Raw genomic sequence first — 21,459 nt, forward strand, 5'->3', positions numbered from 1 at the left:
GGGACGAAGCCCTCCCTATCGGCCTTTTCCTTGTTGACAGGGAGAAATGCGGATCCTATGGTCGGTTCGCAAATCGGTTCTTTTTCGGATACCGAACTCCAGGAGGCGCACATGGGGCGGATGGCAGGTCGAGTCGCCATGATCACTGGCGCGGCGCGCGGTCAAGGACGCGCGCACGCCGTCAGGCTTGCCGCGGAGGGCGCCGACATCGTGGCTCTCGACGTGCTCGCCGACGACGACGGGCTCGCCTACGGACTGGCCTGCGAGGCGGACATGGCGGAGACGGTCCGGCTTGTCGAGACGACCGGTCGCGGCATCCTCTGGCGACGCGCCGACGTGCGATCCTCCGCCGACCTCGAGGCGGCCGTGGCGGACGGAGTCGATCGATTCGGCCACATCGACACGCTGATCTGCAACGCGGGCATCTCTGGGCGCAAGGTCCCTGCCTGGGAGCTGGATCCCCAGGATTTCGAGTCGATGCTCCAAGTGAACCTCATCGGGGCGCAGCGCACGGTACGGGCGGCGGCCCCGGCCATGATCGACGGAGGCAGAGGCGGGGCGATCGTCTTCGTGAACTCCACACTGGGACTGAAGGGCCTGGGATCCCTGTCCGCCTACACCGCCTCCAAGCACGGCCTGCTCGGCCTTGCCCGCAGCCTGACCGCCGAGCTGGCGCCGTACGGCATCCGGGTGAACTCGGTTCATCCCACCGCGGTGCGCACCAGCCTGATCTTCAACGAGGCCACCTACCGCACCTTCCGGCCGGATCTCGAGGAGCCGACCCTGGAGGACGCGATGGAGGCGTTCACCTCGCTGCACCTGCTCCGCGTGCCCTGGGTCGAGCCCGAGGACGTCGCCAACGCCGTCCTGTTCCTCGCCTCGGACGAGGCCCGGTACATCACCGGCGCGGCGCTGCCGGTGGACGCGGGCAACCTCAGTCGCTGACATCACGGCCGCGGCCAGTCGAAGAACCCGCGGCCCGACTTACGCCCGAGCTCACCGGCGGCCACCTTCTCGACCAGCAGGCGCGGCGGGGCGAAGCGCGGGCCCAGCTTCGACGTGAGCTGTTCGGCGATCGCCAGGCGCACGTCGAGACCGACCAGGTCGGTGGTGCGCAGCGGCCCCGTCGCATGGCGATAGCCCAGGACCAGGGCGTTGTCGATGTCCTCCGCCGTCGCCACGCCCTCCTCGACCATCCTGATCGCCTCCAGCGCGAGTGCGACCCCCAGACGGCTGCTCGCGAACCCCGGGCGGTCGCGTACCGTGACGGCGGTCTTGCCCAGCGCCTCGACCCACGAGGTCGCCCGTTCGACCAGCGTGGCGGTGGTCATCCGGCCCACCACGATCTCGACGAGAGCGCTGGCCGGGACCGGGTTGAAGAAGTGCAGGCCCACGAACCGCTCGGGGCGCGGCAGGCCGTCCGCCAGCTCGTCGATGGACAGCGAACTCGTGTTGGAGGCGAGTACGGCGTCGGGGGCGTGCCGATGAGCGGTCCGGAGCACCTGGAGCTTGACCTCGAGGCGCTCGGGAACCGCCTCGATCACCAGCTCCGCCCCGGCGAGCACCTGCGGATCGGATGCCGCCGCCAGGCGCGATCTGACCACCCCGGCGTTGTCCCCGGCCGATCGCCGGAGGTCGCGCTCGACCCGCGCGAGGGCCTGGGCGGCCGCGTCGTCGTCGACCTCGAGAACGGTCACCTCCGAACCCCGGGAGGCGAAGGCGTGCGCGATCCCCGCTCCCATCCGTCCGCCTCCGCAGACCACGACGCGGCCCGGCAGTCCTTTCATGGCCGCACCGTCCGGCGGTCGAGGTACGCGTCCATCCGTACCTTCTTCTCCTCGGTTTCGAACAACACGGCCTGGGCCAGGTTGGCGACGAGCGGGTGGGCCGAGCGCGGAGCATGGATGAGCGCCTTGGTCAGCCGGAGGGCCAGGATCCGCGGATGCTTCTCGAGCCGCGCGCAGACGGTGTGGAGCGCCTCCACCGTCGCCAGGTCCAATGCGTTGCGGACGGCGGCACGGTTCAGGCTGACGACGACGCTCGTGTCGTCCGCGTCGACCAGCAGCGGCTGGGCGCTCACGTGACCGTTCCCGCCGGCGCCAGCTGGGCGAAGCGGCTCGCGAAGAACACCAGCGGGCGGCCGCCGGCGGCGTCCAGCGCGAGGACTCGTCCGATGACGAGCTCGTGGTCGCCCGCCGAGTGGACCAGCTCGATCCGGCAGTCGACCCAGGCGAGGCAGTCGTCGATGACCGGGCTGCCGGTCACGGAGGAGGGGTGCCAGGAGAGTCCGGCGAACTTGTCGCCACCGGACACCGCGAAGCGCTGACACACGTCCAACTGCTCCTCGGTCAGCACGCTGACGCAGAAGGTGCCGGTGGCCGCGATCTGGGGCCAGCTCTTCGAGGTACGCGCGGGCGCCAGCGAGACCAGCGGCGGGTCGAGCGAGAGCGAGGTGAAGCTCTGGCAGGCGAGTCCGACCGGTCCTTCCGCGCCCACCGCAGCCGCCACGACCACTCCGGTGGCGAAGCGGCCCAGGGCCCGGCGGAGCTCGTCGCGATCAACCGGAGGCTCGGCCCCGAGGCCCAGCTCCTCGCCGGTCACCCAGTCGGTATGGACGAACAGCCGTCCGTCCGGCGCCGTCCAGCCCACCTCGCCGGCCATGCGCAGCATGTCGGCGAAGCGCGCCTCCCAGCCGGGGCCGACCCGGTCACCGCTGAGCCGCCGGAGGGCATCGGGGTCGACCAGCGCCGTGCCGTCGGTGGCCATCACGCCGACCCGGTCGCGCTGCAGGGCGTAGACCGCGGACTCGCGGGCATCCGAACGGGCGACGATCTTCAGCCGGGTCAGATCGTCGGGATCCTCAAGAGACACTGATCCGCCGCCGGCCGGATCTATTCGCAGAAGCATGGAAGACCTTTCTCGCAAAGCGGCCGGACTCGCCGACCCCGGCTCACAGCGGCCAGTGCAGATGCTGGACCTCGAGGAACTCTCTGAATCCCTCTTCGCCGCCGTCGCGGCCGACCCCGCTCTGGCCGAAGCCTCCCCAGGGCATGTCGGGGCGGCTGGGGCCGCCGCCGTTGATCGCGACCGTGCCGGAGCGGATCCGGCGGGCGACGGCGATGGCCTTCCCGGTAGGTCCGAAGACGGCCGCGTTGAGACCGAAGTCGGTCGCGTTGGCCAGCCGGACGGCGTCGTCCAGGTCGTCGTACGGAAGCAGTACCGCGACCGGGCCGAAGAGCTCCTGGCGGCAGATCTCGGCGTCCTCGGCGACCGAGCCGAGCAGCACGGGGTTCATGAAGAACCCCGTTCCGATCGAGGGCCGCCCACCGCCGGCGACCAGCTCCGCCCCCGCCGCCGTGGCCCGTTCCACGGCGCCCTCGACGGAGGCCCGCTGCTCCTCGCGGATGAGCGGCCCGACGGCCGTCGACTCACGCCAGGGATCGCCCACCTCGAGTCCGCCGATCACCTCGCGCGCCAGCGCGGCCACCTCACCGGTTCTGTCCCGCGGCACCACCAGCCGGGTCGTGGCGCCGCACGCCTGGCCCGCATTGCGCGTGAAGCGGAGGACCGAGGCGCGCACGGCCGTCTCCAACCGTGCGTCCGGCAGGATCACGCTCGGCGACTTGCCCCCGAGCTCCAGCACCACCCGCTTGACCGTGCCGGCCGCCTGCGCCTGTATCCGGCGGCCGACCTCGGTCGACCCGGTGAAGGTCACCACGTCCACGCTCGGGTGCGTGGTGAGCAGCGCGCTGGAGTCCGCGTCACCGGTCACCAGGTTGAGCGCACCCGGCGGGAACCCGGCCTCCTGGACGAGACGGACGAAGGCGCTCGTGGTCAGGAAGGTCCGGGGCGACGGGCTGAGCACGACCGCGCAACCGGCGGCCAAGGCCGCCCCGACCTTGAGCGCCGCGATGCCGAGCGGAAAGTTGTAGGCGGTGATGGCGGTGACGACGCCGGCCGGCTGCCACACGAGCACACTCGTGCTGACCGGTACCCCGTCCCCCATCGGCAGATGGCGTTCCCAGCCCCCGGTGGGCCCCCGGCGGGCCAGATCGGCGAAGAACCGGATCCTGTCGATCGAGACGCCGACCTGCATCGTACGGGCACTGGCGATCGGTGACCCCAGTTCGGTCACCACCAGCGCCTCGAGCTCACCGCGGTGCCGTTCCATGACGTCGGCGAGGGAGTCCAGCAGGTCCGCCCGGTCGCGGTGGCTGAGCGCACCCCAGGCTCCGTCGAGTGCCCCGCGAGCGGCCTCGACCGCACGCGCCGCCTGGTCGACGGTGGCCGCGCGCACAGTGGCGAGCACCGCACCCGTCGCCGGATTCAGGGAGGTCAGCTCCGTGGTGCCCGTACCCTCGCGCCAGGCGTCGCCGATCAGGACGGTCGGCCCGTCGGCCAGTGCCAGGCCGGCCTGGACAAGAGGGATGCCGGCGGTCGCCGGTTCCGTCGTACTCATCAGGGTGTCTCCAGTTCCTGTGGGTGGCTGCGGGTCCCGAAATAGGCCTCTTCGACCTCCCGCCAGTCACCGCCTTGGTCGCCCGTGGCGGCGATCTCCCCCTGGCGCAGCAGGTACCAGCGGTCGGCGACGGACAGGGCACGTTTGGCCTGCTGCTCGACGAGCAGAACGCCGACACCGTGCTCGTCCACCACCCGGCGCAGGGTGTCCATGAGCCGATTCACGACCAGGGGCGCCAACCCCAGGGACAGCTCGTCGGCCAGCAGCAGTCTCGGCTCCGTGGCGATGCACCGGGCCAGCACCAGCATCTGCTGCTCCCCGCCGGAGAGCAGCCCGGCCGGACGGTCGAGGAGCCGGCCGAGTTCGGGGAAGACGGCGACAGCCCGGTCGACGCCCCCTCGGCCGAGGCGGAGGTTGTCCCGCGTCGACATGCCCGGGACGATCGCCCGCTCCTCGGGGACGAACGCCAGCCCCTGCCGCGCGCGGTGGTGGACGGGCGCCTTCGTCGGCGCCCCGAAGAGCCGTACCTCACCGCCCAGGCCCGGCAGTTCGCCCGCGATCGTCAGCAGCGTCGTCGTCTTGCCCGCGCCGTTCGGCCCGAACAACGCGACGATCTCGCCGGAGTGGACGACCAGGTCGATGCCATGCACCGCCGCGAGATCACCGTATCCCGCGCTGAGCTGCCGCACCTGCAGAATGGGGGCGCTCATGAGATCACCACTCCTCCGGGGGTCGCGCTCTGACCGAGGTAGGCGTCGACGACGGACTGATCCGCCGAGATCTCCGCCGGGGTTCCGTGAGCGAGCACGCGTCCCGCCTGCAGCACGGTGATCTCGTCGCAGACCGACAGGACGAGGTTGATGTTGTGCTCGACGAGCAGCACGGCCATCCCCCAGTCGTCGGCCAGCGACCGGACGAGCGCGGCGAGCTCGGCGCTCTCCCGGTCCGCCAGCCCGGAGGCCGGCTCGTCCAGCAGGATGACCGAGGGGGCCGACGCGACCGCTCGCGCGATGGCCACCAGGCGGCGGTCGCCGAACGACAGCGACTCGACGGGCGCGTCCAGGACCCTGGAGAGGCCGAACTTCTCCAGCGCCGCCTCCGCCGCCTCGCTCAGTCGCGGGCCCCGCGGCCAGAGCAGCCCGGTGACGTACGACGACGGCGCTCCGTCGTCGCAGCCGACCGCGATGTTGTCGCGGGTGGTGAGCGAGGAGAACAGCTCGACCGACTGGAACGAACGCCGGAGACCGAGGCGCGAGCGCCGCATCGGACTGCATCCGTCGAGCCGGCGGTCGCCCAAATATGCCGTCCCCGCGGCGACCTGGGCGAATCCGGTCAGCGCGTCGACCAGGGAGGTCTTGCCCGCGCCGTTGGGGCCCATGATCCCGTGGACCGTGCCCGGCTTCACCCGCAGGCTCACGCCTTCGAGGGCGACCACGCCGCCGTAGCGTACGCCGAGGTCCTCGACGCGCAGTTCGAGGGGAGACACCCTGACCGGAGAGATGTCCTTAGGCGTGCCGGCGGCCGGCTCTCGATGATCCGAAGAGACCTTCGCGGCGTTCCCGAGCGATCGGAGGCGGTCACGCAGCGAGCGGTAGAGCCCCACGTTGAGGTCGACCAGGCCGCCCTGGTCCGCGCGGAGCACGAGCAGCACCGACACCCCTCCGATCAGGGGGAGCCAGACCTGTAGCCCGGCGCCGTTGAGCAGCCAGGTGCCCAGACCGCCGGGAATCAGGGTGGCGCCCACGAGGGCGCCGGGGAGGCTTCCGACACCGCCTACCACGGTGACCGTGATCAGGTTGACCGACGACATCACGCCGAACTGCGCGGTCAGCACGATGGACTGCATGAACGCGAAGAGCGTGCCGCCGAGGGCCGCGATACCGGCCGCGATCATGAAGGCGTAGATCTTGCACCAGTAGACGTTGACACCAAGTGACGCCGCCGCCCGTTCGCTTGAGCGGAGCGCGAGCAGCCGCCTCCCGATGTCGCCGCGCCGCAGGTTCGAGACCGCCAGTGCCACCACGACCAGAGCCGCCAGGCAGAGCAGGGCGTAGCGCTCCGGATGGAAGAAGGGGTCGATCTCCCAGCCGAGGACGGTGACGGGCTCGACCGGGATTCCGTCGACCCCGCCGGAGTAGCGCTCGTTGTTGAGCAGCAGGGAGTAGACGGCCACGCTGAGTCCCAGCCCGACGATCGCGAGGTTGATACCGCGCAACCGCAGTGCCGGCACCCCGACCAGGCCACCGAGGATCATCGTGGCCAGTACGGCGAGCGCCAGGCAGACGAGGAAGGGCATCCCGTGACTGCTGCTGAGGGTGGCGGCCACGAAGGCGCCGACACCGCCCAGCACGTACTGAGCGAGCGAGACCTGCCCGGCGTATCCCGTCACCACCACCACGGACAGACACAGGATCGCCATCGTGACGGTCACCGTCAGGTAGCTGGCCACCTCGCCCGAGGCGAGCATGGCGAGGGCGACCAGCGCGACGACGACCAGGACCGGGACGGGACGCACCCGCCCGTTGCCGACGCTCGGCAGCCGGTCCAGGAGATGACTGCGGAGCGGAAGACCCCGGCCGCGCACCATCAGGAGCACCATGACGACCAGGAACGGAACGCTCTGCGACACACCGGGCTGGTTGAGGTGCAGCGCCATGAGCGACTCGGCCACCCCGATGAGCAGTGCGGCCACGAAGGCCAGCGGGAAGGAGGCGAACCCGCCGACGAGGGCCGCCGCCAGGGCCGGGAGCACGATCAAGGGGAGATTGATCGGTTCAAGGTTGGTGATGGGCACGATGAGCGCGCCGGCGAGCCCGGACACCGCGCCGCCGACCCCCCAGTTGACCGCGGCGATGCGATCCGGGGAGTGCCCCAGGGTCGCCGCGGTACGGGGGCTCTGCGCGACCGCCGTCGTGACGCGCCCGTAGGAGGTGTACCGGAACACGGCCCACAGGACCACCGTCGTCACCAGACCGATGGCGAGGATGATGATCCGGTCGGCGCCGATCCTGGCACCGGGCAGGAGTTCGATGCCGTCGGTCGGAAGCAGCGACCGGACCACGAGATTGCGATCGCCGTAGATCACCACTGCGGCCGCCTGAAGGGTCACCAGGAGGCCGAGTGTGGCGATCAGACGCGACAGTGACGACGCCCGTCGCATCGGCATGAGGACGAGGAGCTGGACCAGGACGCCGAGCAGCCCCGTGGCCGCGACGCTGACCAGCAGACACACCAGGAGCGATGCGCCGGTGTGCTGCGCGACGTTGTAGTAGACGTAGGCACCGAAGAGCGCGAACGCCCCCTGCGCGAAGTTGACGATCCCCGATCCCCGGAAGATCAGTACAAGTCCCTGGGCGACCAGTGCGTACAGGGAACCCGTACCGATCCCGATCAGGATGAAGGTGAGCTCGTTCATCGACCCTCCTGGGCCCCGGATGCGTCAGGCCGCCACGAACGGGTTGTGGAAGCCGGCCACGCTCTCCTTGATGGTGCCGTCGAGGATCTGGCTGTAGGTGACGGTCGGCGAGAACTTCAGCTGGGGCAGCTCCGCGATCGGCGAGGTGGTGGCCCCGGGCAGCGGCGCGGTGAAGCCGATGTCGTAGGCACCGACCTTCGCGTTCTGCAGCGCGTCCAGCACCGTCGTGGCGTTCACCTCCGAGAGGCCCTTGGCGACCTCGGCGAAGAGCTTGACGCCCGCGTACGCCGAGAGGGCGAGCTCGTCCTTCTTGGCGCCCTTGTCGACCGCGTCCATGCTCTGGGTGAACGTCCGCATCAGCGGGGTGTCCAGGGTGGGGGGCTGCAGCAGGCCCACCACATACAGGTCCTTGCCGGCGTCGCCGAGGTTGGGGACGGCCGGGGTGGAGATGCACGCCGAGACGCTGATCACCTTGCCCTTGAAGCCCTGCTGGTACAACGCCTTGGCCTCGGACGTCGCGGTCGCCTCGCTGCCCGTGACCACGACGGCGTCGGTGTCGCCGCGCATCGCCGCGGCGGCGAAGCTGCTGTAGTCGGTGGTCGACAGCGGCGCCACCACACTCCTCGCCTCCGGCATGCCCTGCTGCTTCAGCGCTTCGGTGAGGAGGGTCTCGCCGTAGGCGCAGGCGTCGATCTCACACCGGATGATGGCCGGGTGGGAGACGCCGAGCTTCTTCAGATAGTCGGCGATGCCGTAGTACCAGCCGGCCTGCCCGGAGAGCGGGAAGGAGTTCTTGGCCTTGTACTCGTCGGGGGTGAGCCCGGTGCCGAGCAGATAGGGGATGTTCGCCTGCTCGAGGAACTTCCAGGTTGCGGGGAAGTAAATGGCCGAGCCCACGAACGCCGCCGCCTTGACCTCCTGCGCCTTCTTGAGGCAGGTGTTGGTGACATTGGGGTCACCGGTGTTGTCGCAGGTGACGAGTTCGAGGCGGCGACCGTTGATCCCACCGACCTTGTTGATCTCGTCGACGGCGGCCTGGGCGCCGGTCTTGGTCTGCGGCTTGTTCGAGACCTGGCCACTGAACGAGTTGGTCTGGAAGATCACGATGGTGTCGGCGGCCGACTCGGCCGACTCGCCGCCGCATGCGGTCAGGCCGAGCGATGTCACCAAAAGCGCAAGTGTTACTGCACCCACGCGCACATTACGGGACCAGAGGGTGTTTTTGGGCATGCTGAACTCCTACGGTGGTGCTGGAATATCGCCCCGAATGGGATGGGTGTCCCGAAATGAATGCCGTTGATGGGTTAGGGAGCGCGCGGGCCAGAGGTCAGGAGACGGTGCCCCGATCCGGCTGACCAGTCGCCGTCGCGGCCACGTTGTAGGCGGCCGTCGCCTTCTCACGGCCGGCGTCCCTGAGCCGGCCGTCCGCGACCTGCCGCGCCTTGGCCCGCGCGAAGGCGGCCGCCCGCGCCGGAATGCTGCCGTCGAAGTGCGGGATGACCTCGCGTGCGAGGAGTTCGAGGCTGCGACGCGTCGCCTCGCGGTTGGCCCAGTCGACACTGCTGATGAGGAAGGTGCCGAAGCCGCCGGTCCGGTCCACCAGCTTCTGCAGGTGTGCGACGGCCATCTCGGGGGTTCCGACGATGCCGGCACCGGAGGCGTTGATGCCGTCGATGAGCTCGTCGTGGGTCATCGTCTCGACGTCGGCCAGCAGGGGCGGCGCGACGGTGTGGTGGTAGTCGAAGAAGCTCCGGATCTGGTAGCGCACCTCGTCACGCGCCTGACGCTCGGTCTCGGCCACGTGCATGTAGCCGACGAGTGCCCAGTCCTCGCGCTCCACCCGGGCGCCGGACGCCGCGGCCTCCGCCTCGACGATCTCCCAGGTGCCGGCCAGCTTGTTGAAGCCGACGGTCGACGCGGCGCCGAAGGAGAGCAGGCTCAGTCCGTGCCGGCCGGCCAGCTTGGGGCCCGTCGGCGAGACCGCTCCCGCGACGGCGATCGGGACCATGGGCCTGGTGTGACTGCGGACGTGCAGCTGGGCGTCCCGCAGCTCGAACCACTCGGCCTTGCGGGTGACGGGTTCCGGCGAGGTCAGCAGTTCGAGAATCGCTTCGAGCGACTCCTCCATGCGCGGGCGGAGGTCGCCGTAGTCGATCCCCATCATCTGGGAGTCGGCGACCAGCGCGCCGGGACCGACTCCGAAGATGCACCGTCCCCTCGTCATGTGGTCCAGGAAGACCATCCGGTCGGCCACCATCAGCGGGTGGTGGTAGGGCAGGGAGATCACCCCCGTGCCGAGCCGGATCCGGCGGGTGCGCTGCGCCGCGGCAGCGATCATCAGCTCGGGCATCGGCGAACACTCGTAGCCACCGGAGTGGTGCTCACCAAACCAGACGTCGTCGTACCCAAGCCTGTCGAGCAGTTCGACGGTCTCAAGGTCGCGCTCGATCGCCAGGGCGTGGTTGTTCAGCGGGCTGTGGTAGGGCGGCATGAAACTCCCGAACCGTAGATGTCCTGACATCGCTCTCCTCTTCCCCGCCACAGCCGAAAGTTCGCTATTCGAATTTCGTTCGCCATAGTGGACACGGCAGAGGTAACATGTCAAGGCTCACTTATGGTCGAATCTCCCCCACACTTCTCAAGTCGTACTCAGCCGGCGACGGCTTCTGGTTCACTATGCGAAGATAGTTCGACTCAGGGACGGTTCGGAGGGACACGCATGGCAAAGGTGGACCAGGAGACAGAGCTAGAGCGCTCCTCGGAGCATGTGCAGAGCCTCGAACGCGGGCTGACCGTGATCCGTGTCTTCGCCGACGAGCGGGGTCCGCTGACCCTCACCGAGGTCGCCGAGCGGGGTCACCTCAGCAAGGCGGTCGCCCGCCGGCTGCTGATGACCCTGGAGTCGCTGGGCTACGTCGGGCGGGACCACCGCCAGTTCTTCCTGCTCCCGCGCACGCTCGAACTCGGCTACGCCTACCTGACGAGCCTGTCGCTCACCGAGACGCTCCAGCCACGGCTCACCACGCTGGCCGCACAGTTCTCCGAGGACGCCTCGGCGGCGGTACGCGACGGCGACCACGTCATCTACGTGGCCAGGGCCAGGTCCGGGCGCCCGGCCGACGGCGGGCTGGCGGTCGGTGACCGGGTTCCCGCGCACACGGTGTCGACCGGTCTTGTCCTCCTGGCCGACCTCTCCGAGGCCCAGCTCGCCGACTACTTCGCCACCAGCAAGCGGGAGACCTACACACCGCGGACGGTGGTCGACGAGGGCGCCCTGCGCACCGAGCTGGATCAGATCCGCGCCCAGGGGTGGGCCCTGGTCGAAGGGCGGCTCAGCCCCCACGTGCTCGCCATCGCCGCGCCGGTCCGCGGCAAGGACGGCAAGGCGGTGGCCGCGATCAAAGTCGGCAGCCAGGCCACGCTGCGCAGTCGCGAGCAGATGACCGACGAGGTGCTCCCCCAGCTGCTCCGCACGGTCTCGGCGGCATCGCGAGATCTCGCCCTGAACCTCTAGCGATCGGTCGTTGTCGCCAGGGGGCCGATCCACTGAAGGGTGCCGACGTTGACGACGGAGAGCCCGCCGGGCGCGATCCGGTAGAGCCGCCGGTGAAATGATGTGCCCGAGTTCTGTGGAGTCGGCTTGGTTGACTCTCACGCCAGGCGGGTGTTCGGGTAGAGCATCTCGTATTCGATCGGGGTGCGCATCCGCAGGGCGCTGTGGCGTCGCCGCCGGTTGTGGAAGACCCGCATCGAACTGGCCAACGGCCCCAGGACCTCGGAAACGATGAAATCCCGCCCGATCAAGCGATCGGACGGGATCTCGTCAACCGTTTCGAGAACGGCCCCTGGTGGGGTGTTCACGAGTGGGTCCGGCCTGCGGCGCAATAGGACCCCACAAGATCGCTTCCCGAAACGAGATCGACCGTTTCCCAGGGGTGGACAGAGCCACGGGGCGGCCGTGACCTTGCCATGCGCGGCGATCACCGACTCCCAGTCGGTACGGGCCGCCGAGACCGTGGGCACCGCAAGCCGCGGATACGACGCGGGCAAGAGAGTGCAGGGCCGCAAAGCGGCACGTCATCGTGGACTGCCTGGGCCTGCTACTCGTCGTTGTGGTCACCGCCGCCAACGTACAAGACCGCGACGGCGCCCGGCCCGCGCTGGAACGCCTGCACGACTGGTACGAGAAGATCACGTTGATCTGGGCCGACGGCGGGTACGCGGGCCGGCTCGTCGCGTGGGCCAAGGAGAAGCTCCAGCTCACCCTGGAGATCGTCAAACGGAACGACGATGTCAGCGGCTTCGTCGTCCTGCCCCGCAGGTGGGTGGTGGAAAGGTCGTTGTCGTGGATCTTCCAGTGCCGGCGCGCACGTGCGCACGCATCCCTTGCAGGCCGAACAGGATGAGAAGCTCGACCACACCACCGTCGGCGCTGCCCAGCCAGTGCGGCAAGGACGTGTCGAACTCGGCCGCCTCACCGGGCGGCAACGTCAGGTCGCGCTCGCCGAGCACCAGTCGCAGGCGACCGTTGAGCACGTACAGCCATTCGAAGCCTTCGTGAGTCTGTGGGGTCGGTTCGAGCGGTTCCGGCTGAGCGGGGATGATCATCTTGAACGCCTGCGTACCGCCCGGCCGCCGGGACAACGGAACGAAGATCATCCCGAACCGCCGGATCGGCTTCAGATGGATCCGGGGGTCGCCTGTGCGCGGGGCACCGACGAGGTCGTCCAACGGAACGTCGTAGGTACGGGCCAGCGGCAGCAGCAACTCCAGGGTCGCCCGGCGCTGCCCGTTCTCCAGCCGGGACAGGGTGCTCTCCGACACCCCGGTCGTCGCCGCGAGGTCGGCGAGGGTGATGCCGCGGTTACGACGCAGCGCACGCAGCCGCGGCCCCACCGCGTCGAGCACGTCTTCCGTTTCGTGGTCCACGAGACCATCTTGCCAGAACCGCAAGATTTCGTGCCAGATCGTGGCGAGTCCGGCAAGACTGAGCGCATCCCGACAGAAGGAGCCTCGATGAGCACCACCGATGCGGTCACGTTCTGGGAGGGCGTCTACGCGGCCCGACCCGCAGCCACCGACCCGCAGCCGAACGACCGTCTCGCCGAGACGGTCACGGGCCTGCCGCCCGGCGACGTGTTGGACCTCGGATGCGGCGACGGTGGCGACGCGCTGTGGCTCGCCCGCCGGGGGTGGCACGTCACCGCCGTCGACATCTCGGCCGTGGCCGTCGAGCGGCTCGCCGGCCTTGCCCGCTCACGCGGCCTGGGCGACCGGGTCATCGCCGAGCGGCATGACCTGCACGAGTCCTTCCCGCAGGGCGGGTTCGACCTGATCTGCGCCCACTACCTGCACACCCCCTTCGACCTGGACAGGGCAACCGTCCTGCGCGCGGCCGCGCACGCGCTGCGCCTGGGCGGGCGGCTGCTGGTCGTCGACCACGGCTCGACCGCGCCGTGGTCGTGGAACCAGGATCCCGACGTCCGGTACCCGACCCCGCGGGAGGTCGCCGCGGGTATCGATCTGGACCCGGCGACATGGACGGTCGAGCGGGCCGACGCACCCCGCCGGATCGCGACCGGACCGGGCGGGCGCACCGCCGAGGTCACCGACCACGTCCTGCTCATCCGCCGCACCGCCGAGCGCGCGAACGAAGTTCTCGACGGGTGCACCGACCTCGGCGCACCGGTCCCTCGATCGCGGCCGGAAAGCTCCGCTCCCGGCATGGCGCGAGGTATCGCACAGCACCCCGCGCCGGCGCGTTTCAGTCGGGGTGAACACCTCCGCCGGCTCCCGGGCCGACACTTTGCGGCGATGGTCTTCACCTACCTGGCCGAGGAACTGCGCACTGGCGACATCGCGGTGGCCGGGCGAGTCGTTGGCCGGCAGGCCCTCGACCAGGTAGACCGCCTCCCATACCCCGCCGGGTATGAACTCCGCGGGAGGAAGTGACGGGGGTGCGCGAGAGACGGGCCACGCCGCACAGTTGCCGAGAAGAGCGTCGAGGAGAGCTTTGTGGCACGGCCGGCCGGGCCACAAAGCTCAGCGCAGTGCGTCGACCGGTTCCATACGGGCCGCGCGCAGCGCCGGATACAGGCCCGCCAGGAGCCCCACCAGCGCACCCGCCACGGGCGCGGCCAGCGCCAGCCGTACATCCAGGACCGGGGTCCACTGACGCACGGCCGCCACCGCGACGACGGCCACCATGCCCAGGCTGGCCCCGATCACCCCGCCGGTCAGGCCGGTCAGGCTGGATTCCAGCAGGAACTGGGCGGCGATGTGGCGGCGAGCCGCGCCCAGGGAGCGGCGCAGGCCGATCTCCGCGACCCGCTCCATGACGGTGACCAGGGTGACGTTGGCGATGCCCACCGCGCCGACGACCAGGGAGACCAGGCCGAGGACGAGGAAGAGGCCGTTGACGTCGTCCTGGGCGCCGTCGCGCGCCCGCTTGGGGCTGGGCGGGGCGATCACCTGCAGTTCACCGCTGCGGTTGGGGCTGAGCGCGAGCGGCGCCTGGCGGGCGATCAGCTCGGCGGCGCCCAGTTGGGTGGCGACCAGGACGCGGGTGACGTCCTTCAGCCCGAAGTCGGGACCGAGCGCGGGCGGGACGAGGACCGCGCTGGCCAGGATCTGCTCGCGCCGCATGCCGCCGATGATGCCGATGACGGTGTAGGCGCGGTCCTTGATGAACACGGCGGGCGCGTGCTCCAGGCTGGTGATGCCGAGCATGGCGGCGGCCTGCTCCCCCAGCACGACCACGCGGTCGCGGCGGGCGACGTGGCCGGCGTCGTAGAAGCGCCCGGCCAGCATCCGGCCGTGGGTGGTCCCCGGTAGGTCGGGGGTGGCCGCGACGACCGCGAGGGTCTGCCCGGCCACCCTGGTCGGATCGAGCAGGTTGTTGGCGGTCACGACGAGGTTGGAACTCCCGTCGCTCTGCGCCAGCGCCGTCGCCGACGTCACGCCGCGCAGGCGTCGCAGTTCGCCGGCCGCCTCCCAGGACACCAGGGGGTGGTGGCCCCCGCGCGGCACCTCGACGGTGATGCTGGTGGCCAGCAGCTCGTCGAAGCGGCCGACGATCTGGTTGCCCGCGGTCGCCGCGATGCCCAGGGTGACCACCAGCGTGGTGATGCCCAAGACGGTGCCGAGAGTGGTCAGCGCCGAGCGCACCGGGCGGGCGAGCATCCCGGCCAGGGACTCGGCCCACAGGTCACGGAGCTTCACGGAGCACCCCGTCAGTGATCCGGACCCGGCGTTTGGCCCGGGCGCTCACCTCGTCCTCGTGCGTGATCACCAGGATGGTCAGGCCATCGGCGCGCAAGCCGTCGAACAGGTCGAGGATGGCCTCGGTGTTGCGGCTGTCGAGGTTGCCGGTCGGCTCGTCGCACAGCAGCAGGGCGGGCCTGGCCATCAGAGCGCGGGCGATGGCCACGCGCTGGCGCTCGCCACCCGACAGCCGGTCGGGGACGAAGCCGACACGGTGCCCCATGCCCACCTGCTCCAGTGCCTGTTCGGCCCGTGCCCGCCGGCCGCTTCGCGGATGCGGGCCGTACACCTCGGCTAGCATCACGTTCTCCACGACCGTCCGGTGAGACAGCAGGTGGAAGGACTGGAAGACGAAGCCGATGCGGGTGCCGCGCAGCCGGGTCCGCCCGCCGTCGCGCAGCGCCGTGGTCTCGACGCCATCGAGGCGGTAGGAGCCGGAGGTCGGCCGGTCGAGCAGTCCGAGGATGTTGAGGAGGGTGGACTTGCCGGATCCGGACGGCCCAACGATGGCGACGTAGTCGCCCGGGCCGACGCGCAGGTCCACGTCGGCCAGCGCGCGCACCGGCGGATCGGTGGGGAAGGCGCGGCAGACGCCGCTCAACTCGATGACGGGCTCAGGCATCGCTCACCACCACCCGATCGCCCTTCTTGAGCTCGCCCGCGCGCACCGGTGTGACCTCCACGTCGCCGTCGGCGGTCAGCCCGGTGCGCACCTCGACCTCGCGGGTGCGGTCGCCGTCCAGCGCGACCCTGACCCGCGGCCGGCCGTCGGCGGAGGTGACCACAGCGGCCACCGGGACGACCAGCACCTCGCCGTCGGTCGAGCCGACCGAGATCCGCACCGTCATCGGCGAGCCGACCAGGGACTTGAGCCCCTTGGCCGAGCCGGGCGTGAGCAGGATGGGCACCGAGCCGGTGTCCGACTCGCCCTTCTGCCCGTTCTCGCCCTCCTCCGGGGTCAGGCGGGCCTCCTCGCCGGTCGCGGTCAGCGTGGCGGACAGCTGGGTGCCGTCGATGGTCTCCATGCTCGCCTCCTGGCCGGGGCGCAGCAGCTTGGCCTCCTTGGCGTCGACCGACCCGCTGACCGCGAAGGTGGAGCTGGTCACGGTGGCGACCTTGCCCTCGATGGTGTCGCCCGGCTTGACCTCCGCCTTGTCGATGCGGGCGGGCAGCTTCGGCAGGAAGACGATCTCGCCGGCCGGCACGCTCACGCCGTAGGTCCTGCGGAACTCGGCCAGCATGGTCCGGGCATCGGCGAGGTTGGCCTTGCTGTGCGTGACCTTCATCCGCAGCGGCGAGACCTTCCTGGCCCGGCTCAGCGCCTGGGCGGCGGTGGCCTCGGCCTCCTTCGCGGTGCGCACCGCCTTGCGCAGTTCCTCCAGCCGCCTGTCCCGGTCGACGCGGACCTGCTCCTCGTAGGCGGCCATCGCCTGCTGGGCGTCGTAGAGGTCCTGCCGGGCGTTGGCCAGCTTCATCTCCAGCAGGCTCGTGTCCACCGCGCTGGGCGTGGGCGCCGGGGTCGTGGTCGGCGCGGGTTCCGGTTTCCTGGCCTCCGTCAGCGCCTGCTCGGCCGCGAGGACCTGCTCCTCGGCAGCTCGTACGGCACGGCGCAACGAGGCCAGCTGGGTCTCCTGCTCGGGCGTGATCTCCGGCGCCTCTGCCGGCGCCCTCTCGGCCGCCCGCAGGTCACGGCGGGCGTTGTCGTGGCGGAGCCGGAGCGGCCGCACGTCGAGACCCTCGTTCAGAGCCTTGCGGTCGGCTGCCAGGGTCTCCTCCGCGGTCTGTACGGCTTGGCGCAGCTGCTGCAGGGTCTTGCGGGATTCCAGGTCGGGTTCCTGTGCCCGGTAGCCGCGCTTGACGTACCAGCGCTTCGCCGCCGCCACGGTGGCCGCGTCGAAGACGCCGGTCACCTTCACTCGCAAGGCACGCTGGAGCTGCTTGACGTCGTCGCCCTCGGTGCCGGGCACGAGCGGGCGGTACATCGGCCGCTTCCCTTGCAGGGCGAAGATCGGCCGCCCGTTGACCTGCATCAGCACGTCGCCCTCGCGGATCGGCCCGGGATCGGGAGCCGTGGTGACGCGTTGCGGCGTGCCGTTGGCTCCGCCGTTCGCTCCGCCGACCATTCCGGCCAGCGTGACCGGCAGCGGCGAGCCGTACGTGAGCGTGCCGCTGACCGTGACGGTGCTGGTGAGCCTGCGCCGCTCGACCGGCGCGGTGACCAGGGAGGGCTTGGGCGGTTGGCGCGCGGCCGCCTCGTGGGCCGGGGAACGCAACCGGGAGCCGACCGCCCAGCCCACACCCGCGATCACCAGTACTCCCGCCACGACGAGGGCGAGCACTCTGGACCTGCGCACGCTACCCCTCGGTTGTCATGGCGGCCATGTTCAGGCCGGGGAGGAGCTGGGCGCGGTCGTAGACCTCGTTGGCTTTGGGCCGATAGGCGGCGTAGAACTCCTTGCCGCACTCCAGGTCGTCCAGGGCCGCTTTGATCTCGCGTTGCAGCAAGGGCCGCGCCTGGTCGGCCGTGGGCTTCTGGCCGAGGAGCTTGCCGAACTCGGTCATGAACGGCCCCTCGGTGCTGCGGACGATCTGCGAGGGGCGCTGGGAGGTGACCCGGTAACCCTTGCCCTTGAGGCAGTCGGCGAACGCGCTCGCCAGCTCCACCAGCTTCGGATCGCCGTCGATCTCGCGGCTGATGATCTGCTTCACCATCGCGCTCTGGGCCTTGGCCACCTCCTCCATCGACTTCAGGTTCTTGCCGGTGGCCTTGTTGATCATTTCGAGCGTGCAGGCGTCCATCGCGTTGAAGTACGCCTCCCGTTGCGGCTTGGACAGCCCGGCGATGACCTTCCCGTTGGGGTCGTCGTCGGTGTTGCCCCCGCTGAGGGAGAGGGAGGCCATCCGGCCGACCCCGTCGTTGGGGTAGACGGTGGAGGCGGCGAGCCCGAAGCCGTATTTGCTGCGATACGCCTTCATCGCGGGGTAGTCGCCGGACATCTCCTGCTTGACGGCCTCCGGTAGCTCTGGCCGGGAGACGACCGGATGGTAGGTGAAGCCTTTGCTCTTCATGCAGGTGGCGAGCTGGGCCTGGCTCTGGCGCTGCTGGTCGGCGGAGGGTGTGGCCGATGGCTGGGGCCCTTCAGACGAGGCGCAACCGGTAAGGGCCGCCAGGAGTGAGGTGGATAGGGCTGCGGCGACTGCGAGCAGCACGCGGGCGTCGGTCATGGGGCTGCATTGTCACGAGCGCATGCTGAAGCGAATCTGAAGGCGGCTAAATACATGGCGTGCTCGGCCACCAACGCCAACGCCCGCGCCCTGGTCGCCGCCGGAGCGGACCGGCGGCCGATGATGAACGGCTGGTCCCCCGGACGGCTCAGCCTGGCCACCCCCACCCCCGACCTGTTCACCCTCCCCTCCCGGGAGATCGGCCTGTCCACCACCGAGGCCGCCGCGGTGACGGAAGCCAGGCGCTTGATCGCCGCATTGGGAGACTTCGACTACGACGGCCTCGGCCTGGCGTGCGTGGATCGGTCAGTCGTTGCGGGGTTTGCCGAACTCTTCGATCAGCACGGGATACTGCTCCCCACCGTGTCCGGCGGCGATCGAGCGGTCGGCCATCGCCTTGATCAACTTCGGCAGTTCGGCGTTGACACCCACCGCCTCGCTCTCCTCGATCAGGTGTGCCATCGCCCGCGCGTCGGTCTCCAGGGCCGACACCTCGGCCGGGAAGGAGCCGCTGTCGATTTGCTCGGCATATCCAGGCAGCCATTCGGCCACACCGGCAGCGATCTGCCGCGCAAACGGCGCATACGTTACGGCGTCAACACCGGCCGTCCTGAGCAGGGCGGTGCCCTGGAGCCAGGCGTTCAGGACGCTCCACATCATGGCCAGGCCGGCCACGTCGTACAGGGACGCCAGCCCATGGTCCGCACCAAGGTAGGTGACGGTGCCGAGCGCGTCGAGCGTTGACCTGTGCGCCTCGAAGTCCGACTGCGGCCCGCTGTGCAGAATCACCGCTTCGGCGGTCCCGATCGCCGACGGGATGGCCATGATGGCGCCGTCCAGGTAATGGGCGCCGCGCTGCTCGGCCCATTGGGCGGCTTCCCGGGCCTGGGCCGAGTCGCCCGAGGTCAGGTTGATCAACATCGTGCCGTCCAGCTCGACATCGCTCGCGCCGAGCAGCTCGTGCATGGCCTGGTAATCGGTGACGCAGATGATCGTCAGGGAACCTGCCTTGAGCGCGTCGCCAACCGTTGGCGCCAGTCGTGCACCCTGGGCCACCAGCTGGTCGGCCTTGGAGGTCGTGCGGTTCCACACGGTTGTGGGATGCCCGGCTTTCAGGAACGCGCCGACGAGCGCCTGGCCCATCAGTCCGAGTCCGATGACTGTCACGGGTGTATCGGTTTTGCTGTTCATGGCAGCATCGTCAACGTTGATACCGGTGTGAAGGTCAAGTGGGGTTTCGATGCTGATCGGGGAACTGAGTCGTCGAACGGGCGTGAACGCCCATCAGTTGCGCTACTACGAAGCCCAGGGCCTGCTGGAGGCAGACCGCGGCGCGAACGGTTACCGCGAGTACGACGAGAACGCCGTGCTGCGGGTGAAGCAGATCCGGCACCTGCTTGGTGCCGGTTTGTCCTCTGAGGACATCGCGTACCTGCTGCCTTGTGCGGTCGGAGAGGTCCCGGAGCTACTCGGGTGTCCCGAGTTGCTGGCCGCGATGCGGTCACGGCTGCAGCGACTGGACGATCAGATGGACAGGCTCGCTCAATCCCGCGACGCTCTTGCCGACTACATTGATGCGGCCGATCGAATGGCCGGCGAGAGCTATCCCCCCTTTACCGATGCCGGCCAGGAGCCCGTCCCCGCCTGAGCCATCTGCTGGGTTTTCGGCCAGGAACCCGGGGAGCCCTTCTTGACCCGTTCGCAAGGATCTTCCAGTTACAGTTTGGAGTTGCGGGACCGCATGGCGTGAATGCAGACTGCTTCTCTTCAGGGAGGCGATGGTGACGTCGCTGTTGGAACGCTTGGCCCGGGCCGGGAGGTCCGCGCTGCAGCAGGTGGATGATCAGAGCACCCACCGAGACTCTGCGACCCCGACGTGAGCTCGGCTGCTGGTCCCGGTGGAGTCAGCCGGCACGATCATGGTCAGCCAGGACTTCATCGATGACGCGGCGGTTGCCCGCGGCTTTCCTCTCGTCCCTGTCGATGTTCTCGGCCAGGCTGATCAGGGCCTTCCACAGGGCCCAGCCGCGAGCCCGCGCCCACATGGCGGGATCCCGACCGACAGCGCCGCGGAAGGTCTCCCGGCTCAGGGTATGAGGCTCGCCGGCACAGCGAGCGAAGAGCAGGGGGCTCCTCGCTCAGATATCAGCGCCTTTCGGTAAAGCCAGAATCGAGGATGCCCTGCCCGCCGTACACGGGCCTATTGGGGCAGTATGCCGTCGAATACGAACTGGACGGCATGTATACCCAGTTGCCGAGCGCCGAGGTGAAGGTGCCGTCGGGATAATCACAGAAAGCGACCGCCCGATAGGACCCCGTCCCCGCATGGCAGACCGAGATGTAGGCGGTCCGCGAGGCGGCCCCTCCAGAACAATTGGTCGGAATAGCATGGGCAGGAGCGGCCGTGAATGTGGTTGCGGCGATCCCCGCCGCGCAGGCCAGTGAGAGAGACGCGATTCGTAGACGCATTGCTTCCCTTTCCCTTGTGAGGGGTCTACCGTCCAACAGCAACGGTGATGATTTCGCGGCCCGGCCGGCGACCAACGGGTCTTTTATCTGGGTCCATTCCGGACCGCGCGAAACCTAGACAAGGGTCACCGATTAGCTGGGATCTTGGGAACCTATAAGGTTCCAGGGTGCCACCGGCTCCTCGACGACGCCTTTGAGGAGGCGATAGAACTCTTCGGCGTCGATGCGGTGGGAGCCGGCCCACTTGTGGAGCAGGGAAATCGGGCCGCTGGACATGGTGCCGACGTATGGGCCGGACCGATCATGCGCACACCTCTCCGGTCCACCTGCGCACTGGCGAGGAGTACGCCAGGTCCGACGCGGCCACGATCGATCACATGCTCAACCTCATCGCAGGCTCCCCGGACCACATCGGCGAGCGCGGCCGACGCCTGCGGCCCGGCCAGGTCGGCCATCGGCACGGGCAGGAGGATCACCTGGCCCTCCTGCGGGCGCGCGCACCGCTGCGCGAGCGCAAGGCCGCCAGCTGAGGGTGCGCGGGCATGGCGGCCTCTGCCAGGGAAGGCCAGGACCTGGCATTTCTTTGCCGGGATGTGAGATTCGAGATGTGGTTCCTCCGTATTCTGGG

General features: G+C 69.6%; 21 protein-coding genes and 1 pseudogene. 6 read left to right on the top strand and 16 right to left on the bottom strand.

The features are described from left to right. Positions 1–120: 120 nt before the first annotated feature. Complete coding sequence (locus ACWD3H_RS34825) at positions 121–945, top strand: mycofactocin-coupled SDR family oxidoreductase (RefSeq protein ID WP_451958014.1); 825 nt, start codon at positions 121–123, stop codon at positions 943–945. A 2-nt stretch (positions 946–947) separates the two neighbouring features. Here ACWD3H_RS34825 and ACWD3H_RS34830 read toward each other — a convergent pair whose 3' ends face one another. From ACWD3H_RS34830 to ACWD3H_RS34865, 8 genes are all read right to left on the bottom strand, one after another. Continuing rightward, positions 948–1,787 carry a 3-hydroxyacyl-CoA dehydrogenase family protein gene (locus ACWD3H_RS34830; protein WP_451958015.1) on the bottom strand — a complete coding sequence of 280 codons (840 nt, stop codon included), beginning with the start codon at positions 1,785–1,787 and terminating at the stop codon, positions 948–950. Further along, positions 1,784–2,080, bottom strand: coding sequence for a hypothetical protein (locus ACWD3H_RS34835; RefSeq protein ID WP_451958016.1), 297 nt, complete (start codon positions 2,078–2,080; stop codon positions 1,784–1,786). Before ACWD3H_RS34835 ends, ACWD3H_RS34830 begins: the two co-directional genes overlap by 4 nt. Beyond that, positions 2,077–2,907 (bottom strand): flavin reductase family protein, encoded by an 831-nt coding sequence (locus ACWD3H_RS34840; RefSeq protein WP_451958017.1) that lies wholly within the window; start codon positions 2,905–2,907, stop codon positions 2,077–2,079. Before ACWD3H_RS34840 ends, ACWD3H_RS34835 begins: the two co-directional genes overlap by 4 nt. Before the next feature lie 43 nt (positions 2,908–2,950). Beyond that, on the bottom strand, positions 2,951–4,459 hold the full coding sequence (locus tag ACWD3H_RS34845) for an aldehyde dehydrogenase family protein (RefSeq protein WP_355562760.1): 1,509 nt from the start codon (positions 4,457–4,459) through the stop codon (positions 2,951–2,953). Next, positions 4,459–5,169, bottom strand: a complete 711-nt coding sequence (locus ACWD3H_RS34850) for an ABC transporter ATP-binding protein (protein WP_355562762.1) — start codon at positions 5,167–5,169, stop codon at positions 4,459–4,461. Before ACWD3H_RS34850 ends, ACWD3H_RS34845 begins: the two co-directional genes overlap by 1 nt. Next, positions 5,166–7,874 (bottom strand): ABC transporter permease subunit, encoded by a 2,709-nt coding sequence (locus ACWD3H_RS34855; RefSeq protein ID WP_451958018.1) that lies wholly within the window; start codon positions 7,872–7,874, stop codon positions 5,166–5,168. The genes ACWD3H_RS34850 and ACWD3H_RS34855 overlap by 4 nt, the downstream gene beginning before the upstream one ends. 24 nt (positions 7,875–7,898) lie before the next feature. Beyond that, positions 7,899–9,041 carry an ABC transporter substrate-binding protein gene (locus ACWD3H_RS34860; protein ID WP_355562783.1) on the bottom strand — a complete coding sequence of 381 codons (1,143 nt, stop codon included), beginning with the start codon at positions 9,039–9,041 and terminating at the stop codon, positions 7,899–7,901. 160 nt (positions 9,042–9,201) lie between these two features. Continuing rightward, positions 9,202–10,395 (bottom strand): LLM class flavin-dependent oxidoreductase, encoded by a 1,194-nt coding sequence (locus tag ACWD3H_RS34865; protein ID WP_355562768.1) that lies wholly within the window; start codon positions 10,393–10,395, stop codon positions 9,202–9,204. A gap of 198 nt (positions 10,396–10,593) precedes the next feature. Between ACWD3H_RS34865 and ACWD3H_RS34870 the strand changes: the two genes are divergently transcribed. Further along, entirely contained in the window at positions 10,594–11,388 is a 795-nt protein-coding gene (locus ACWD3H_RS34870) for an IclR family transcriptional regulator domain-containing protein (RefSeq protein WP_355562771.1), read from the top strand. 137 nt (positions 11,389–11,525) lie between these two features. On the opposite strand, the gene ACWD3H_RS34875 is transcribed toward ACWD3H_RS34870, so the two are convergent. Then, positions 11,526–11,678 carry a hypothetical protein gene (locus ACWD3H_RS34875; RefSeq protein ID WP_451958019.1) on the bottom strand — a complete coding sequence of 51 codons (153 nt, stop codon included), beginning with the start codon at positions 11,676–11,678 and terminating at the stop codon, positions 11,526–11,528. A gap of 251 nt (positions 11,679–11,929) precedes the next feature. Between ACWD3H_RS34875 and ACWD3H_RS34880 the strand changes: the two are divergent. Next, positions 11,930–12,280, top strand: a pseudogene (locus ACWD3H_RS34880) (transposase); the annotation flags it as partial. On the opposite strand, the gene ACWD3H_RS34885 reads toward ACWD3H_RS34880, so the two are convergent. Continuing rightward, complete coding sequence (locus tag ACWD3H_RS34885; RefSeq protein ID WP_451958020.1) at positions 12,168–12,803, bottom strand: helix-turn-helix domain-containing protein; 636 nt, start codon at positions 12,801–12,803, stop codon at positions 12,168–12,170. The pseudogene ACWD3H_RS34880 and the gene ACWD3H_RS34885 overlap by 113 nt on opposite strands. Before the next feature lie 87 nt (positions 12,804–12,890). On the opposite strand from ACWD3H_RS34885, the gene ACWD3H_RS34890 reads away from it, so the two are divergent. Further along, positions 12,891–13,826, top strand: a complete 936-nt coding sequence (locus ACWD3H_RS34890) for a class I SAM-dependent methyltransferase (RefSeq protein ID WP_451958021.1) — start codon at positions 12,891–12,893, stop codon at positions 13,824–13,826. 90 nt (positions 13,827–13,916) lie between these two features. Here the strand turns inward: ACWD3H_RS34890 and ACWD3H_RS34895 are convergent, their stop codons facing one another. The 5 genes from ACWD3H_RS34895 to ACWD3H_RS34915 form a co-directional block, all read right to left on the bottom strand. Next, positions 13,917–15,095, bottom strand: coding sequence for an ABC transporter permease (locus ACWD3H_RS34895; RefSeq protein WP_451958022.1), 1,179 nt, complete (start codon positions 15,093–15,095; stop codon positions 13,917–13,919). Then, the gene (locus ACWD3H_RS34900) at positions 15,082–15,759 is read right to left on the bottom strand and encodes an ABC transporter ATP-binding protein (protein ID WP_451958023.1); all 678 of its coding nucleotides are present in this window, start codon (positions 15,757–15,759) and stop codon (positions 15,082–15,084) included. Before ACWD3H_RS34900 ends, ACWD3H_RS34895 begins: the two co-directional genes overlap by 14 nt. After that, a complete protein-coding gene (locus tag ACWD3H_RS34905; protein WP_451958024.1) occupies positions 15,752–17,491 on the bottom strand; it encodes a peptidoglycan-binding protein in 1,740 nt (579 codons plus the stop codon). Before ACWD3H_RS34905 ends, ACWD3H_RS34900 begins: the two co-directional genes overlap by 8 nt. Before the next feature lies 1 nt (position 17,492). Further along, entirely contained in the window at positions 17,493–18,362 is an 870-nt protein-coding gene (locus ACWD3H_RS34910; RefSeq protein ID WP_451958025.1) for a hypothetical protein, read from the bottom strand. Positions 18,363–18,668: 306 nt separating this feature from the next. Further along, positions 18,669–19,553, bottom strand: a complete 885-nt coding sequence (locus tag ACWD3H_RS34915; protein ID WP_451958026.1) for an NAD(P)-dependent oxidoreductase — start codon at positions 19,551–19,553, stop codon at positions 18,669–18,671. Between the two features lie 49 nt (positions 19,554–19,602). On the opposite strand from ACWD3H_RS34915, the gene ACWD3H_RS34920 reads away from it, so the two are divergent. Beyond that, entirely contained in the window at positions 19,603–20,010 is a 408-nt protein-coding gene (locus ACWD3H_RS34920; protein ID WP_355561040.1) for a MerR family transcriptional regulator, read from the top strand. A 256-nt stretch (positions 20,011–20,266) separates the two neighbouring features. Here ACWD3H_RS34920 and ACWD3H_RS34925 read toward each other — a convergent pair whose 3' ends face one another. Next, the gene (locus ACWD3H_RS34925; protein ID WP_451958027.1) at positions 20,267–20,407 is read right to left on the bottom strand and encodes a hypothetical protein; all 141 of its coding nucleotides are present in this window, start codon (positions 20,405–20,407) and stop codon (positions 20,267–20,269) included. 711 nt (positions 20,408–21,118) lie between these two features. Between ACWD3H_RS34925 and ACWD3H_RS34930 the strand changes: the two genes are divergently transcribed. Next, positions 21,119–21,361, top strand: a complete 243-nt coding sequence (locus ACWD3H_RS34930; RefSeq protein WP_451958028.1) for a hypothetical protein — start codon at positions 21,119–21,121, stop codon at positions 21,359–21,361. The last annotated feature ends 98 nt before the right edge of the window (positions 21,362–21,459 follow it).

This window comes from Streptosporangium sp. NPDC002607, assembly GCF_053592655.1.